This window comes from Kribbella sp. NPDC050470 (assembly GCF_044458365.1).
GTDB lineage: Bacteria > Actinomycetota > Actinomycetes > Propionibacteriales > Kribbellaceae > Kribbella.
The window spans coordinates 102,170-117,707 of sequence record NZ_JBITHV010000004.1 but is presented as its reverse complement, the minus strand read 5'-3'; the positions used below and the strand labels follow the sequence as shown (position 1 = coordinate 117,707).

Annotated in this window: 17 protein-coding genes and 1 tRNA gene; 6 read left to right on the top strand and 12 right to left on the bottom strand. The window is 68.5% G+C overall.

The features are described 5' to 3' along the window. Window positions 1-564, top strand: a complete 564-nt coding sequence (locus tag ACIBGM_RS12530) for a LytR C-terminal domain-containing protein (protein WP_360519323.1) — start codon at window positions 1-3, stop codon at window positions 562-564. On the opposite strand, the gene ACIBGM_RS12525 is transcribed toward ACIBGM_RS12530, so the two are convergent. From ACIBGM_RS12525 to ACIBGM_RS12505, 5 genes are all read right to left on the bottom strand, one after another. After that, window positions 565-2,076, bottom strand: a complete 1,512-nt coding sequence (locus tag ACIBGM_RS12525; RefSeq protein WP_360519326.1) for a potassium/proton antiporter — start codon at window positions 2,074-2,076, stop codon at window positions 565-567. Between the two features lie 197 nt (window positions 2,077-2,273). Continuing rightward, window positions 2,274-2,364, bottom strand: a tRNA-Ser gene (locus ACIBGM_RS12520). A gap of 13 nt (window positions 2,365-2,377) precedes the next feature. Continuing rightward, a complete protein-coding gene (locus tag ACIBGM_RS12515) occupies window positions 2,378-2,806 on the bottom strand; it encodes a nucleoside deaminase (protein WP_360519329.1) in 429 nt (142 codons plus the stop codon). Between the two features lie 31 nt (window positions 2,807-2,837). Beyond that, complete coding sequence (locus ACIBGM_RS12510; protein WP_360519332.1) at window positions 2,838-3,335, bottom strand: tRNA adenosine deaminase-associated protein; 498 nt, start codon at window positions 3,333-3,335, stop codon at window positions 2,838-2,840. A gap of 108 nt (window positions 3,336-3,443) precedes the next feature. Then, entirely contained in the window at window positions 3,444-3,614 is a 171-nt protein-coding gene (locus ACIBGM_RS12505) for a hypothetical protein (RefSeq protein ID WP_360519335.1), read from the bottom strand. A 103-nt stretch (window positions 3,615-3,717) separates the two neighbouring features. Between ACIBGM_RS12505 and upp the strand changes: the two genes are divergently transcribed. Then, window positions 3,718-4,359, top strand: a complete 642-nt coding sequence (upp, locus tag ACIBGM_RS12500) for a uracil phosphoribosyltransferase (protein WP_360519338.1) — start codon at window positions 3,718-3,720, stop codon at window positions 4,357-4,359. A gap of 135 nt (window positions 4,360-4,494) precedes the next feature. Here upp and ACIBGM_RS12495 read toward each other — a convergent pair whose 3' ends face one another. Then, window positions 4,495-5,472 (bottom strand): hypothetical protein, encoded by a 978-nt coding sequence (locus ACIBGM_RS12495; RefSeq protein ID WP_396385458.1) that lies wholly within the window; start codon window positions 5,470-5,472, stop codon window positions 4,495-4,497. A gap of 196 nt (window positions 5,473-5,668) precedes the next feature. On the opposite strand from ACIBGM_RS12495, the gene ACIBGM_RS12490 reads away from it, so the two are divergent. Beyond that, window positions 5,669-6,097, top strand: coding sequence for a nuclear transport factor 2 family protein (locus ACIBGM_RS12490; protein WP_360519344.1), 429 nt, complete (start codon window positions 5,669-5,671; stop codon window positions 6,095-6,097). A gap of 7 nt (window positions 6,098-6,104) precedes the next feature. On the opposite strand, the gene ACIBGM_RS12485 is transcribed toward ACIBGM_RS12490, so the two are convergent. Both ACIBGM_RS12485 and ACIBGM_RS12480 read right to left on the bottom strand, forming a co-directional pair. Beyond that, window positions 6,105-7,007 (bottom strand): 1,4-dihydroxy-2-naphthoyl-CoA synthase, encoded by a 903-nt coding sequence (locus tag ACIBGM_RS12485; protein WP_396385457.1) that lies wholly within the window; start codon window positions 7,005-7,007, stop codon window positions 6,105-6,107. 33 nt (window positions 7,008-7,040) lie between these two features. Next, window positions 7,041-8,054, bottom strand: a complete 1,014-nt coding sequence (locus tag ACIBGM_RS12480; protein ID WP_396385456.1) for a LacI family DNA-binding transcriptional regulator — start codon at window positions 8,052-8,054, stop codon at window positions 7,041-7,043. 145 nt (window positions 8,055-8,199) lie between these two features. On the opposite strand from ACIBGM_RS12480, the gene ACIBGM_RS12475 reads away from it, so the two are divergent. Next, window positions 8,200-10,143 (top strand): Xaa-Pro dipeptidyl-peptidase, encoded by a 1,944-nt coding sequence (locus ACIBGM_RS12475; RefSeq protein WP_396385455.1) that lies wholly within the window; start codon window positions 8,200-8,202, stop codon window positions 10,141-10,143. Between the two features lie 114 nt (window positions 10,144-10,257). Here ACIBGM_RS12475 and ACIBGM_RS12470 read toward each other — a convergent pair whose 3' ends face one another. Both ACIBGM_RS12470 and ACIBGM_RS12465 read right to left on the bottom strand, forming a co-directional pair. Continuing rightward, window positions 10,258-10,830, bottom strand: a complete 573-nt coding sequence (locus ACIBGM_RS12470) for a flavoprotein (protein WP_396385454.1) — start codon at window positions 10,828-10,830, stop codon at window positions 10,258-10,260. Window positions 10,831-10,848: 18 nt separating this feature from the next. After that, window positions 10,849-12,048: a helix-turn-helix domain-containing protein gene (locus tag ACIBGM_RS12465; protein ID WP_396385453.1), complete on the bottom strand. Its 1,200-nt coding sequence runs from the start codon at window positions 12,046-12,048 to the stop codon at window positions 10,849-10,851. 432 nt (window positions 12,049-12,480) lie between these two features. Between ACIBGM_RS12465 and ACIBGM_RS12460 the strand changes: the two genes are divergently transcribed. Further along, complete coding sequence (locus ACIBGM_RS12460) at window positions 12,481-12,681, top strand: hypothetical protein (RefSeq protein WP_360519370.1); 201 nt, start codon at window positions 12,481-12,483, stop codon at window positions 12,679-12,681. Between the two features lie 99 nt (window positions 12,682-12,780). Here ACIBGM_RS12460 and ACIBGM_RS12455 read toward each other — a convergent pair whose 3' ends face one another. Then, window positions 12,781-13,482 (bottom strand): DUF899 family protein, encoded by a 702-nt coding sequence (locus tag ACIBGM_RS12455; protein WP_396385452.1) that lies wholly within the window; start codon window positions 13,480-13,482, stop codon window positions 12,781-12,783. Window positions 13,483-13,597: 115 nt separating this feature from the next. On the opposite strand from ACIBGM_RS12455, the gene ACIBGM_RS12450 reads away from it, so the two are divergent. Continuing rightward, window positions 13,598-14,521, top strand: coding sequence for an RNA polymerase subunit sigma-70 (locus ACIBGM_RS12450; RefSeq protein ID WP_396385451.1), 924 nt, complete (start codon window positions 13,598-13,600; stop codon window positions 14,519-14,521). Window positions 14,522-14,530: 9 nt separating this feature from the next. On the opposite strand, the gene ACIBGM_RS12445 is transcribed toward ACIBGM_RS12450, so the two are convergent. Then, window positions 14,531-15,457 (bottom strand): helix-turn-helix domain-containing protein, encoded by a 927-nt coding sequence (locus tag ACIBGM_RS12445; protein ID WP_360519379.1) that lies wholly within the window; start codon window positions 15,455-15,457, stop codon window positions 14,531-14,533. Window positions 15,458-15,538 lie beyond the last annotated feature (81 nt).

Here is a 15,538-nt window from a genome sequence, read left to right as displayed (position 1 = left end):
ATGACCGCGATCCATCCGCAACCGCGGCCGCACTCACGTATCCGCTGGCGGACGCCGATCACGATGGTGATCCTGCTCGGGATGCTGGTCGGCGGCGCCTGGTGGGGCTGGAACTCGCTGATCAACAGCAGCGCCGAACCGACCTGCGTCGAGCAGAAGCTGCCGAACAACCGGCTGGTGCCCAAGCAGGTCGTGGTGAACGTCTACAACGGCGGCGCCAAGGCGGGGACGGCGGCCGCGGTCGCCGAGGTGCTGAGGAAGCGCGGATTCCACGTCGCGAAGATCGCCAACGAGCCGAAGGGCGACAAGATCGACGTCGTCGCGATCCGCGGCTCGGCCGACAACTCCCCCGAGCTGCTGCTGTTGGCCGGCCAGCTCCGGCAGACGGCCCTGATCATCGGCGACGGCCGTACCGACCACACCGTCGACCTGGTCGTCGGCGGCGGCTACACCTCCCTCAAGCCGAAGGGGCCGGCCTCGGTCACCGTCCCGCCGGACTCCACCGTCTGCCTCCCGGTGATCCACACCCCGCAGCCGATCCCCTCGGGCCAGAACCCGAACTGATCAGCGGGGTTCCCGGCCGCGTTCCCCGAACCAGCCGGCCAGGCGGCCGGCCCGGGAGACGGCGCGGAGCCGCCGTACAGCCTGGTCCCGGAGCGGGCTGGGTGCGACCACGAGGAGTGAATCGCCGGCCCGGAGCACCGTCCGCAGGTCGGGGACGAAGGCGCGGTCGCCGCGGATGACCAGCGAGACCGAGACCCCGCCCGGCAGCCGCAACTCGCCGATCTCGACACCGGCCAGGCGGGACTCGCTGGGCACGTGCACCTGGAGCATGTCGGCACCGAGCGACTCCAGCGGCGCCACGTCGATGTCCACCTCGTACGCCGCGTTCTCGTCCAGGACCCTGAGGCGCTTCGCCACCCACGGCAGCGACGGGCCCTGGAGCAGCGTGAACAGCAGCACCAGCACGAAGACCACGTCGAACACCCGGTCCGAGTTCGGAACCCCCTCGGCCAGCGGAATCGTCGCCAGGACGATCGGGACTGCCCCGCGCAGCCCCGCCCAGGAGATGAACGCCTGGTCGTTCCACGGCATCCGGAACGGCGCCGCCGACACCGCCACCGAGGCGAACCGGCCGACCACCGTCACCGCGATCCCGATCACCAGCGCGACTCCGACGTCGTCCCACCCGATCCGGTCCGGCGAGGCCAGCAGCCCGAGCATCACGAACAGCCCGATCTGGGCCAGCCAGGCGATCCCGTCCACGAACGACCGGGTCGCCATCCGGTGCGGCAACTCGGCCCGCCCGAGGATCAGCGAGGTCACGTAGACGGCGGCGAACCCCGACACGTGCAGCAGTACGGCGCCACCGGCGTACGAGATGATCGCCACCGACAGGACGGCCAGCGGGTAGAGGCCGGCTGAGCCGAGCGCGACCCGGCGGATCACCCCGACGCTGACCCAGCCGATCAGGAACCCGAACAGGGCGCCGACCACGAGCTCGTAGATCACCAGGCCGGAGAAGTACAGCAGGCCCTTCTCGCCGACCTCGCCGGTGCTGACCAGGGTGACCAGGAGCACGGTCGGAGCGTCGTTCAGACCGGACTCGGCCTCCAGGGCCCCCCGCAACCGCGGTTTGATCGGCACCCTCCGCAGTACCGAGAACACGGCCGCCGCGTCGGTCGGTGACGTGACCGCTCCGATCAGTACGGCGGTCTGCCAGTCCAGCCCGAGGACGTAGTGCGCCACGCAGGCGACGACCCCCACGCTGACCGCGACCCCGACCGTGGCCAGTACGACGCCCAGCGGCATCACCGGCCGGACTTCGTTCCACCGGGTGGTCAGGCCACCCTCGGTCAGGATCACCACCAGCGCGGCGAACCCGAGGGCGTGCGCGAGCTCGGCGTTCTCGAACTGGATCCCACCTGGCCCGGCCTCGCCGAGCAGCAGGCCCATCAGCAGGTAGATGAGCAGCGACGGGAGCCCGAGCCGCCCGGTCAGCCGGATCGCGACGATCGCGACCAGCAGCACGGCCGCCCCGGCCAGCAGAATCCGGTCCAGCTCCGCAACGTCCACGTGGGGCCCTCTCCCGCATCAGGTCCCGAGAGACGAAAACCCTGACGCATCACACAGCATCAGGGTCTCCGGTCGTGCTCCACCCTAAAGGGTGGTTGGCGGTGGCGGAGGGAACCGTCGCAGGCTCCTCCCAAATCCCACAGCACTTGATATGCGACTGGATGGTCCCACACTCCGTGCGGAACCATCCAATCGCATGGCGGTGGCGGAGGGATTTGAACCCTCGGACGGGGGTTGCCCGTCACGCGCTTTCGAGGCGCGCTCCTTCGGCCGCTCGGACACGCCACCGCCGGTGACCTTATCAAGGTCTGTGCCCGATAAAGAAATCGCGCAGCCGCGCACCCGCCTCGTCGGCCATCACGCCGCCGATCACCTCGGGCCGGTGGTTCAGCCGGCGGTCCCGGACCACGTCCCACAGCGACCCCACCGCGCCGGCCTTCTCGTCGTACGCCGCGAAGATCAGCCGCTCCAGCCGGGACAGCACGATCGCGCCCGCGCACATCGTGCAGGGCTCCAGCGTGACCACCAGCGTGCAGCCGGTCAGCCGCCACTCGCCGACGTGCCGGGCGGCCTCCCGGATCGCGACCATCTCGGCGTGCGCGGTCGGGTCGCCGGTGGTCTCCCGCTCGTTGTGACCGCGGCCGATCACCGCGCCGTCGGCGTCCACCACGACCGCCCCGATCGGCACGTCCGGAAGCGCCTTCTCGCCTTCCGCCAGCGCGAGCGTCATCAGCCGCGCCCACTCGCGCTGCACCGCCGGGCTAACCAACGGCTTCGATCGCCTCGTGGAACTGGTTGCCGAACCCAAGCGTCTCGGCGATCTCCTCGAGCATCTCCTCGGGGTAGAGGTCGACGTCGTCGCACAGCGCGCCCAGGTCCATCGCGCTCATCCCGAGGTCGGCGATGATCGCCAGGTCACCGGCCGGCACCTGCTCGTCGTCGTCATCGGCCAGCGGGATGTCGAGCTCGTCGACCACCTGCCGGGCCAGCGGCCACTCGGTGGCCGCGGTGACGTCGGAGATCAGCAGCCGGGCCCGGCCGCCGATCACCCGGAGCAGGACGAAGAAGTCCTCGTCGACCGAGATCATCCCCAGCACGCCGGCCTCACCCGGGTAGCGCCGGAGCGCGGACACCAGGGTGGACAGGTCGGCTTCACCGCGCAGCACCAGCGGTGTGACGTTCCAGACTCCGTCCTCGGTGTAGGCGGCTACCGCGAAGTCGAGGTCGGTGGTCATCGGCCCTGCCGTGGCATCAGACACCGGTTCATCGTCGCAGAGAAGCGCCCCGCACGGGAGGTTTTCGGGTTTCGACGCGGTATCAGATGCTTACTCCCACCCCACCGCCCCGGTCATCAGTACCCCTAACCATCAGTGATGGTACGTCGCTCTGCGCATAGCCTCCCGGAGCTGCCGGACCCGGGCTCGGCGCGGCGCGATCCGGTCTCTGAGCGCCTTGGCCTCCTCCAACTCCCGCAGGAAGGCGGCACGCCGGCGGAGCCGGTCCAGCTGATCGGGCGACTTACCGGCGCTCTCGGTCATCGGCGTGCTCCTGTTGGGGCGAGCAGGGCATATCCGGTGCACTTTCAAGTCTGGCAGCGAGCGCGCTTTCCCGCCGCGAATCGCCGACGGTACCGTTCCGGCCATGCAGATCCTCGTCGTGGACCACCCGCTCGTCGCCCACAAGCTCACCGCGCTGCGGGACGAGCGCACGGACTCGCCCACCTTCCGGCGGCTGACCGAGGAGCTCGTCACGCTGCTCGCCTACGAGGCGACGCGGGACGTCCGCACCGGGCCGGTCACTGTCCAGACCCCGGTCGCTGAGGCGGAGGGCGTGAAGCTGACTGCGCCGAAGCCGCTCGTGGTGCCGATCCTGCGCGCCGGTCTCGGCATGCTGGAGGGGATGAGCCGGCTGCTGCCGACCGCGGAGGTCGGGTTCCTCGGGATGATCCGGAACGAGGAGACGCTGACCGCGTCGACGTACGCCGAGCGACTGCCGGAGGACCTGCACGGGCGCCAGTGCTACGTGCTCGACCCGATGCTGGCGACCGGCGGCACGCTGGCCGCGGCGATCCAGTTCCTGGTGGACCGCGGCGCCGACCACATCACCGCGATCTGCCTGCTGGCCGCCCCCGAAGGCGTCGAGCGGATCGAGCGCGAACTGGCCGAGCTCGCCGTACCGTGCAACCTCGTCATCGCCGGCATGGACTCCCACCTGAACGACAAGGGCTACATCGTCCCCGGCCTGGGCGACGCCGGCGACCGGCTGTACGGCGTTGCGCAATAAGAAAGAAAGAAAGAAGTTGTCAGAAGTAGTGGCCTGGGCGACGCCGGCGACCGCCTCTACGGCGTCGCCCAGTAAGAAAGGTAGCCGGGGCTATGACCGTTGCCGTTGCAGGAGGCAACGAACGGGATCGTGGTGTCAGATGAGTCGGCTGCGGTAGAAGAGGTTGGCTCGGCGGTCGCCGGCGACTCCGGAGGCGAAGCCGAAGCAGAGGCGGGAGCGGCCGTAGGGGTCGGTGTAGACGCCGACACCTTCGGCCTCGCGGTGGGTGAGGTCCGGGGCGTCCAGGACGCGAGCCGATTCGACGACCTGGCCGGAGTTCATGTCGTAGCACCAGAGTTTCGACGTCGCCAACGCTGGATCGGGCGCCCCGGCGTACGCCTCGCCCTCCCAGAGGTAGGCGTACGAGCCGTGGAGCGCCCAGCCCTGGAAGTCGATTCCGGCCGTCATCGCCGGCTGCTTGAAGGACACGAGCGGGTTCGAGAAGTTGCCCGCCCGCGCTGCGGCCAGCGAGTACACGTTGATGTGCATGCCGTCCGGCAACGAGTAGCGCACACCGAGCCGGTCGTAGCGCTGGTCCACCGACGGCGTGAACACGCTGCCCGCCTCCACCGGTTTCCACTTCCGCAGTCCTGGTGAGTCCTTGGTCAACGTCAGCCCGTTCTGCCACCGGAAGCGGGCGATCTGCCGCCCGCGCCCGTTGGCCGTATCCACGTCGGTCTCGGTCCAGAGGTACGTCGTACGCCCGACAGACTCGGCGCCGATCGACACAGAATGGCCGAACCCGAGCAGGTACATCCGCCCGAGGACCTCGCCGGTCAGGCTCAACTGGGTCAGCGTGAGGTCGCCACTCGTGCCCGGCCTGCCCGACCGTAGCTGGCCGGTGTAGAGCCGCTGGTTCAGCCCGTCGAACGCGAGCGACTGCATGACGGTGACGTCGGCCAGCGGCTTGCCGCGGAAGAGTTCACCACCCGGGCCGTCCAAGGAGAAGCGCTTCGTCGGCGGCAGGCCGAGACTACGGACCGGGCGGGCGGAGGCGGTGGATGTGCCCAGCGCACCGGCGGCGAGAACCGCGCCGGCACCACTGAGCAACCCACGCCGGGAGAGGTTGTCCATACCGCCCGACCGTAAGCCTCCTACCGCGAACTGTCACGACTTCGCACAGAAGTCTCTGAGAATTACTCAGCCATCACTGTTATGAACGACGGCAGGCAGAGGCGAGACCTTCAAATCACCGGCACCCGGGTCGACACTCGAAGGACGGCGCATTCACGCCGGGGTACCGCTGGGGTGGCGGTCAGGAGGGGGAGCCATGTCCGATCAGACTCACTTGGTGCGCACGATCTACGACGCATTCGCGCGCGGTGACCTGCCTGAGATGCTGGGGATGCTCGATCCGCAGGTGGAATGGAACGAGGCCGAGCACGTGACGCTGTGGCCGGGTGAACCGATCTACGGCCACGATCAGATCGTGGCTCGAGTGTTCGCCCGCTTCCCCGAACTGTTCGGGGACACGTTCCGGATCGAGGTCGAGCGCCTGCACGCCTGCGGTGACACGGTCGTCATGCAAGGGCGCTACACCGCCACTGTGCAGCCCACGGGCCGGGACTTGAACGTGCAGGTCGTCCATGTCTGGGACATCGAGCACGGCAAGGTCGTGCGGTGGCAGCAGTACACGGACACCTGGGCTTTCGCGGAAGCGACGAGCATCCGGCCGCTCGAGTCGTCCGCTGCCGGCTAAAGATAGATCAGAAGGCGTACGGGTACGGCGACCAGTCGGCCGGGCGCTTCTCCAGGAAGGAGTCGCGGCCCTCGGCGGCCTCGTCGGTGCCGTAGGCCAGCCGGGTCGCCTCGCCGGCGAACAGCTGCTGGCCGACCAGGCCGTCGTCGATCAGGTTGAACGCGTACTTGAGCATGCGCTGCGCGGTCGGCGACTTGGCACAGATCTTCTTGCCCCACTCCAGCGCCGTCGCCTCCAGCTCGGCGTGCGGCACGACCTTGTTCACCATGCCCATCCGGTAGGCGTCCTCGGCGCTGTACTCGTCACCGAGGAAGAAGATCTCCCGGGCGAACTTCTGCCCGACCTGCCGGGCCAGGTACGCCGACCCGAACCCGCCGTCGAACGACGCCACGTCCGCGTCGGTCTGCTTGAACCGCGCGTGCTCCGCCGACGCCAGTGTCAGGTCAGCGACCACGTGCAGGCTGTGCCCTCCACCGGCGGCCCAGCCCGGGACCACGCAGATGACCACCTTCGACATGAAGCGGATCAGCCGCTGCACCTCGAGGATGTGCAGGCGGCCCGCCTTGGCCGGGTCGATTGACTCGGCCGTCGTCCCCTCGGCGTACTTGTAACCGTCCTTGCCGCGGATCCGCTGGTCGCCGCCGGAGCAGAACGCCCAGCCGCCGTCGCGCGGCGACGGGCCGTTGCCGGTGAGCAGCACGCAGCCGACGTCGGTCGACATCCGCGCGTGGTCGAGCACCCGGTACAACTCGTCCACGGTGTGCGGCCGGAACGCGTTGCGCACCTCGGGCCGGTCGAACGCGATCCGCACCACCCCGGCGTCGACCGCACGGTGGTAGGTGATGTCGGTCAGGTCGAACCCGTCCACCTGCTTCCAGGCCGACGCGTCGAAGATCTCGGAGACGGTCACCCCGTGAGCATATTTCAGAGTCCCCAGCCCCCCTCAGGCCCGGGCGGTGCTCTCCCGCAGGACGACCTCGGCCTTGAACGTCTCGGTGGTCGCCTCGCCGCCCTCGATGGCCAGCTCGAGCGCCCGGCGGCCCATCTGCTCCAGCGGCAGCCGGACCGTGGTCAGCCCGGGCCACACGTCCCGCAGCGTCGCGATGTCGTCGAACCCGGCCACCCCGAGATCCTTAGGTACGTCGACTCCGCGCGCCCGCAACGCGGACATCGCGCCGACCGCCATCACGTCGTTCACCGCGAACACGCAGTCCACGTCGACCTTGCGGTCCAGCAGCTCCCCGGCGGCCGCGTGCCCGCCGTCCCGGGTGAACTCACCGGCCTCGACCGCGACCGGCTGCAGCCCGGCCTCCGCCAGCCCGGCCACGAAACCCTCCCGCCGGTCCTTGGCGGTCGCCAGTGTGTCCGGCCCACCGAGTACGGCGAACTTCCGCCAGCCGAGGCCGACCAGCGACCGGGCCAGCTCGGCCGCGCCGGAGCGGTTGTCCGGCTCGATGGTGTGCGCCGGCATCCCGGACTGGCTGACCAGCGCCAGGCCGGCGCCGGAGTTCAGGAACGTCTCGACCTCGTTCGCCGTCCGGGCCAGGCTGTCGGGATCGGTCCGCCGGCTGCCGATCATCACCGCGGCCCGGGCCCGCTGGGCCCGCAGCGACGAGAGGTAAGCAATCTCGCGATCCGCGTCACGGAATGTGCTCGCCATCATCACCAGCAGACCGCGCTCGTCGGCCGCCCGCATCACCCCGTTCGCGATCGCCGCGAAGTACGGGTCCTCGATGTCGTGCACCAGGATGCCGACCACGTTCGTCGACGACTTGGCCAGCGCCTGGGCCTGCGCGTTCGGCGTGTACCCGAGCTCGTCCGCGGCGGCCTTGACCCGTTCCTGCAGCTCAGGACGGGGAACCCGGTCCCCGCCGTTGAGCACGCGGGAAGCGGTCGCGACCGACACACCCGCGCGCTGCGCCACGTCCAGCAATGTCACCGGTGCTCGCAGATTCACTGGCCTACCCTTCCGTACGCTCCCCCTGGGTGGTGGCCGTCACCTTATCGGAACCAGTCCATCACTACTCTGTGTGGCAGGGAAGTGCTTGCCAATCTCGGCAGAACCTGGCGTTGGACCTCCGGAGTGACTAGCCTTCCCAGCCATGACGACCGTCCGCGCCAGGGTGACGATCCTGGTCTCGTCCACCGTGCTCAGCCTGGGTACCGTCACCGGTACCGCGACGGCTGCTCGGATGCCGGACGACCCCAGTGCGCCGCCTCCCGGCGCATCCGCGGGGGCCCCAGGGGCGCCGCCGTACGTCGATGCCGCGCACAAGAGCACGCAGCCGATCTACGACTACTCCGACGCGCTGCGCGAGTCCGTCTACGTCGACACCAACATGGACACCGACTCCGACGGCAAGAACGACGTCGTCGCCGTCGACATCGTCCGGCCCCGGGAGACCGACCAGTCCGGCCTGCGGATCCCGGTCATCATGGACGCGTCGCCGTACTACTCCTGCTGCGGCCGCGGCAACGAGAGCGAGAAGAAGACGTACGACGAGAACGGCGTCATCCAGAAGATGCCGTTGTTCTACGACAACTACTTCGTCCCGCGCGGGTACGCCGTGGTCGGCGTCGACATCGTCGGCACCGGCCGGTCGACCGGCTGCGGCGACGTCGGCGGCAAGGACGAGATCGACTCCGTCGTCGCCGTGATCGACTGGCTGAACGGCCGCAACACCGCGCACACCGCGGACGGCCAGGACGTCGAGGCGACCTGGTCCAGCGGCGCGGTCGGCATGATCGGCAAGTCGTACGACGGCACGCTGGCCAACGGAGTCGCCGCGACCGGCGTCAACGGCCTGAAGACGATCGTCCCGATCTCCGCGATCTCCTCCTGGTACGACTACACCCGCTCCGGCGGCGTGCCGTACTCCGACGACTACATGCCGTGGCTCGGCAGCTATGTCGGCCACGACTCGCCCGCCTGCGACGCCGTCCGCGCGGACCTCGGGGACAACGACGACGACGAGACCGGCGACTACACGTCGTTCTGGGCCGAGCGGGACTACCTGCGGACCGCGTCCAAGGTGAAGGCGTCGGTCTTCATCACGCACGGGCTGAGCGACTACAACGTGCAGACCAACCACTTCTCGCAGTGGTGGACCGCACTCGCCAAGAACAAGGTGCCGCGCAAGCTGTGGCTCGGCCTCGAAGACCACGTCGACCCGTTCGAGTTCCGGCGGGACAAGTGGGTCGACGAGTTGCACAAGTGGTTCGACTACTGGCTGCAGGGCCTGCAGAACGGCGTCATGAAGGAGCCGATGGCCTCGATCGAGACGGCCCCCGACGTCTGGCGCGACTACAAGACCTGGCCGGCCGTGAACCGCACCGTCGGCGTCCCGCTGTCCGCCGGCAAACTAGGTGCTCCCGGCAAGGGAACGGTCACCGTCACCGACGACCCGGAGCTGACCGAGGACGACATCGTCTCCGATCCGTCCGAGGTGATCGCCGGCCGGCAGATGTTCCTGTCCGCACCGCTGCCCGCCCCGATCCGGATCAGCGGCAGCGCGTCCGTCACGCTGAAGATCAAGGCCGACTCCACCACCACGCCGATCACTGCCCGGCTGATCGAGTACGGCGAGGCCGAGCGGTTCTCCGGGATCCGCCGTACCGACGACAGCACGTGTGAAGGCGAGAGCACGTCGTACGACGACGCCTGCTACTACACGGTCGAAAAGCTCACCACCGAAACCGACCACGGCATCGTCTCCCGCGGCTGGATCGACGCCGCCCACAGCAAGTCCCTGAGCAAGCCCACCCCGCTCACCCCCGGCCAGTGGACCACCGTCACCGTCCCCCTCCGCGCCCAGGACGAGGTCATCCCCAAGGGCCGCATCCTCGGCCTCGCCGTAACCCTCAGCGACACCGAGTGGACCAGCCCCAACGACACCGGCGCCACCATCGACATCGACCTCGCCGGCTCCAAACTCAACCTCCCCGCCACCTCCGGCAAACTCACCGCCCCCACCAAGCCCCAACCCATCGACGTAGACATCACAACCCCCACCCACCGCCCCGACCTCCACGACCAAAAGAACTGACCATGGTCTGACCCCGCAGCGTCGCCGACGCGTGGACCACAGTGGTCACGAGTCGTTGGCCCGCACACCGTCCAGCGCGCTTGAACACGCAATAGCCTGTTCAAGCCCACCGGTTCACGGTGCCTCCCGCGTGTTCTGGCCGGCTGGATGAGCCAGCAGCGCATCCCAGGCAAGCTGCCAAGGAAAAAGGTGGATGTACCGTTCCCCCGTCCCGGGATCGTGCTGCTTGTAGACCTCGTCGCCGACCAGCACCGTCACGCCCCAGCCGGACAGCTTCGCCATCGCCTCCTGCACAGCAGGAAATCCGATCTGCGCCCAGTTCGAGAACGGCATCGCGACCACCGGCTGCCCCTTCCCCACCGCCTCGACCAGCAGCCCCAGCGGCAACGTGTCCGAGATGCCCGCCGCCCACTTCGCCAAGCTGTTACAGGTGATCGGAGCAACGATCATCGCGTCCGCGGCCGGCAGCACATCCGGAGCATCAGGATCCTTGTACGAACTACGCACCTGATGGCCGGTCTTCGCCGCCAACGCGTCGACATCGATGAACTGACGCCCGTTGGGAGATGCGATCACACACACCTCCCACCCATCGGCCTGCGCGAGATCCACCAACTTCCCGACATCCCTCGCCGCAGGAGACCCAGTGACGATCGCATAGAGGACGGGCGGCTGCTGCGCACTCATGGTCGGAACTCTCCGATGCTAGGTGCGAATGCCGCACCAAGCCGCGAAGCGAGCAAGGCTGACAGTCATCCGCGAGTCGCTGATCGCCAGCGACTGTACGGTCTCATAAACCTGAGGGTGGTACCGGGTGAGCAACGGAGCGATTCCACGAGCAATGTTGAGCGCCTCCAGGGCCCGCCGACGATCACCATGCAGAAGCCAACCCCGGGACAGGTCGATCCAGTAGTGACCGGATCGACTCGGCGCAGTGTCGACCGGGAGCTTGATCTTGGCAGCCCGAGCGACGGCGGTCGTGCCGTCGGCCATTTCGACGGGTACGGCCACACGGTGGATATCGACGTTGGTCGGGCCGAACTTGGTCCCGTAGTAGTTCGCCGCTTCCTGTTTCGGAGCAGCTAACTGTTCGGCGTCGGCAAGGTATGCGTCCGCCAGGTCGGTATCGGTCATTCGTGCGGCAAGGATTGATCCGCGGAGGTGCAGAGCTCCTCGCAAGGCCTGCGCGGCCTCGATGTCCGGCGCCTCGCCAACTACCTCCTGGGCCCGGCTGATGGCCCGCAACCCGGCACGATAGGACCCGTCGCAGAGCAATATCAGTGCGTGGTGCCATTCCGCGGTTGCTGACCTCAGCGGGTCGTTCCCGCGGTCCGCAAGTCGGCGAGCACGCTCGTCCGCAAGGTGTGCCAGATCCAGGTGGCCCAGCCGGTAGAGCCCGATCACGGCGAAACAGTAGGTCGACGCCAACAACTCCGCCGCGACCGGACTCTCGGCCGTCGACGCGTCGTTGTGAGCGCGATGGAGATGCCTGAGCAAGTCCGGAAGCGCGCGAATCACCGCGGCATGTTCGGTGCGGCGGTCCCACTCCTTGAGCTTGGCGACGTCAACCCGAAGTTCGGCGAGGCTACGTCGAGGGACGTCCAAGTCCGGGTCATCGCCCTCGACCAGTGCCTGACGCAAGGCGGGAACAGCTGCCTGGTCAGACTCCGGGCTTGCATTCCAGGCGCCGTACGGCTGCTCGGTGATGTCCGTGATGTTGACGTTCAGGGCTCGGGCGAGAGCAGCGACCATGGCCGGCGAAGCCGCCCGGTCGCCCGCCTCGATCTTCCGGATCGCCGATTCGGACACGTTCGCCTTTTGAGCCAGGCCGACCTGCGTCGCTCCGTGAATCTTCCGCAGTTCAGCGATTCGACGACCGATCCTCGTGGCCTTCGTTTCGCTCATGGCCCACTCCTCCGACGCACGGGCGGCTGTGACGGTTCTGTGGCAGTTCAGGCAACCAAGTCTGCACCACTATCTACGGTACGCGACGAGCTGGTTACAGGAGGGGCGACGGATGTGAACGACCTGAGCGAGGACGAGATCGCAGAGTACGTCCGGCGTTGCCCCGAACAGAGTCGGCCGGCGTTCGAAGGATGGCTACGTGGAGAGCGCCATCTCGACGGCGAACGCATAGAGGTGGGAGAGCGCAGTGCGAACGACGGCGGCAAACGGGGAGCGTGAAACCGAGTGGAGACGCGTGCGCCTGTGGCTTGGCGAACACCTGATAACGGACTGGATCGGAGACCTGCACGACTCGGCCCGTTACGAGGCAGTTGCTCGCCAACAGTTCGGCGATCTGTCCGTGACGAACGAACTAGCACGAACCTCAGCGCTGTGACCGCGCGGCGTTATTGGCGCGTGCGCGTCGTCCGCGGCGATGTCGTGATAGCAAGCCGCATCGCGCCGATCGAACTGGCCGAGCAATACGCGTCTGTACTGAGGGTTCTCTATCCGAACGATCAGGTCCGCTGCGATCGGATACCCGAGAACGAGACGGCCGACCCGACAGACCGACCGTACGACCCCCGCGACTGACTCGAAGCCACAAGCGGCGGGGCTGCCGTGCCGATGCCGCAATCCGCGGCAGCCCCGCTCACCACCAGGACCCACAACTCCGAACCTCCAAGGAGCACATCATGTGGAGAGATCACCTGGCCTGGTCCATTGGGGGACGGGGCGGCCGGATTTCGTCCACCAGGTGGCGGTGGGGTGTTGGGGCCAGCCGGCGGGAGAGTCTTCCCAGGCTTCTTGGCGGCCGTAGACCGTGAGGTCGAGCAGGTGGGCCTGCAGCATGGTCGTTTCGACGCCGCGGCCTACAATCTCGTTGGTGAGGAAGACGCGCTCGCCGTCGCGCAGGTAGCAGGCGATGTTGCCCGGCTCGTCGATGAGGCCGGGTCCGACGCCGCGGTCGTCGACGCCGAGCATCGAGTACCACGGCAACGTGTAGCCCATGAACTCACGGAACGGCGCGATCTCGTCCCACGGTCCCTCGCAGAAGATGGCGAACGACACGCCCCGATGGTTCAGGTAGCTCGCGTCGTGGACGTCGAAGATGCTCGCGGTGCAGCCCACGCACTGGCCTTCGATCCCCGCGCCGGTGTGCCACATGTGCTTGTACGCGATCAGCTGATCGCGGCCGTCGAAAACGTCCAGGAAGGACACCGGGCCGCTCTCCCCGATCAGGGTGGCGGAGGCGTCGACCTCGGTCATCGGCAGCCGGCGCCGTACCGCCGCGATCGCGTCGCCCTCGCGGGTGTGGGCCTTCTCCCGATCGAGGAGGGTACGGCGCTCGCGGCACCAGGTCTCGCGGTCGACGATCGGCGGCAGTGCGGTCATGGGTTCCTCCAGGTGTGCTCGTCAGGTGTTATGAATACGGACGAGCGACCAGGCGGATCGTCATCGCACTTTCTCGGCGACGGCGTACCCGGCGGCGGGAGGAGGGTCCGAGCGGATGGCGAGCACCGCGGACGAGGCGTGGTTCCGGGACGCGTTCGAGGAGCACCGGCGGCCGTTGCACGCGCACTGCTACCGCCTGACCGGGAATGTCGCCGACGCGGACGACCTCGTCCAGGAGACCTTTCTGCGGGGCTGGCGCTCCCGCGCGCAGTACGAAGGACGGGCGTCCCTCCGGACCTGGCTCTTCCGGATCGCCACCAACGTCTACCTCGACCACCGGAAGGCAGCGGAGCGGCGGACCCTGCCGGTCGGCGACCCGATGGAGTGGTCCACCGAGATCGGCCCGTATCCCGACTCGCTACTGGGCGGGGACCCGCCGTCGGACGTGGCGGCCCGGGAGACCATCGAGCTCGCGCTGATCGCCGCGCTGATGTACCTGCCGCCGCGGCAGCGAGCGGCGTTCGTACTGCGTGACGTCTCCGGCTGGACCCCGGCCGAGATCGCCGACGGGCTCGAACTCGCCGTACCGGCGGTGAACAGTCTGATCCAGCGGGCCCGGAAGACCATCCGGCACTATGCGCCAGGTGATCCGCGGGACTGGCGTAGGCCGCCGCTGACCAGCGCGGACGAGGAGATCCTGCGGCGTTATGCCGCCGCGACGGATCCGGCCGGCTTCCGGGAGTTGCTGGCCGAGGACGTCCGCATCACCATGCCGCCGGATCCCCCGGTCGTGGGCCGCGAGGCGGCCGCCGAGTTCCTCGGCCGTCCCCTCGACTGGCGCACGTTCCCGTCCGCCGCGAACGGCCGGCCTGCGCTGATCTGCTACCTCCGCCACCCCGGCAGCGAACGGTACGACGCAACGGTCGTCGACGTACTCACGATCGCGAACGGGCGGATCGTGGCGAGCAACGCCTTCGTCGGAGCTCATCACGTCGCAGCGTTCGGAATGCCGGCGAGCATCGGCCCCGGCGACTCTTGAGCAGGGTGGCTACTTGCCTTCGGCGACGTGGTGCATGGGGTCGCCGAAGCCCAGGTCGGTGATGCCGGCGGTGTAGAAGGCGCCGATCAGGAGGGAGCGGCGGTGGGCGGCGAAGGTGAGGACGTGGGCGACCATGCCGCCGTACGTGAAGACGCGCGGTGGTTCGCAGGTGGTGTCGACGAAGGACTCGTCGAAGCGGCCCTCGTCGTTCAGCTGGTTGATCAGGGCAACGAAGCGGGAGCCGGCGAGCGCATGGCGTTCGCGGAGCTCGGGGATCGGGGTGACGACCTGGCGGCCGCACTCGGGGACCTTGAACGGGCGGTCCTCGACCGACGCCAGCCACATCTCCTCCTGCCAGACCAGCCGGTCCAGCAGGTACCGGATCGAGATGTCGTCGTCGATTCCCTCCACCGAGAGCTCGATCGGCCGGTCGAGCGTGGCCGCGTCCAGGCGGGCGCCGCGTTCGATCATCTCGCCGGTCAGCCAGACGTGGTGCTCGACCATCCGGACCAGCACATCCATCCCTCTCACCTCTTTCCGCGCCGGCAGCCGTAGGCCCGCCGGTGGCTGAAAATGAACCCCGCTGGGCGCCGACAGGAAGAACACCCGCGACGACTCCCGACGCCACTCCCGCGGCGACATCCCATAGGCCCGCACGAACGCCCGCGTGAACGCCTCGTGCGACCCGTACCCGGCCTCCACCGCGACGTCGAGCACCGGCGAGTCCTCCGCCAGCAGCCGGTACGCCGCCCGCTCGAGCAGAACCCGTCTCCGGAACGCGTACGGCGACTCGCCCGCCACCGCCCCGATCACCCGGTCGAAGTGGAACCGCGACAGATGCACCCGCCCCGCCAGATCCGCCCCACCCACCAGCTCGCCCGGCGCGGCCAACCCCTCAGCCACCACCGCCACGAACTCCTCGAACACATCCACCATCCCCCTACTGTGCCCGCCCCACCTCCCACAGCACTTGATCAAAATTGCGGACCTGGCGCACCGAGGCGCCGATCTGGATGA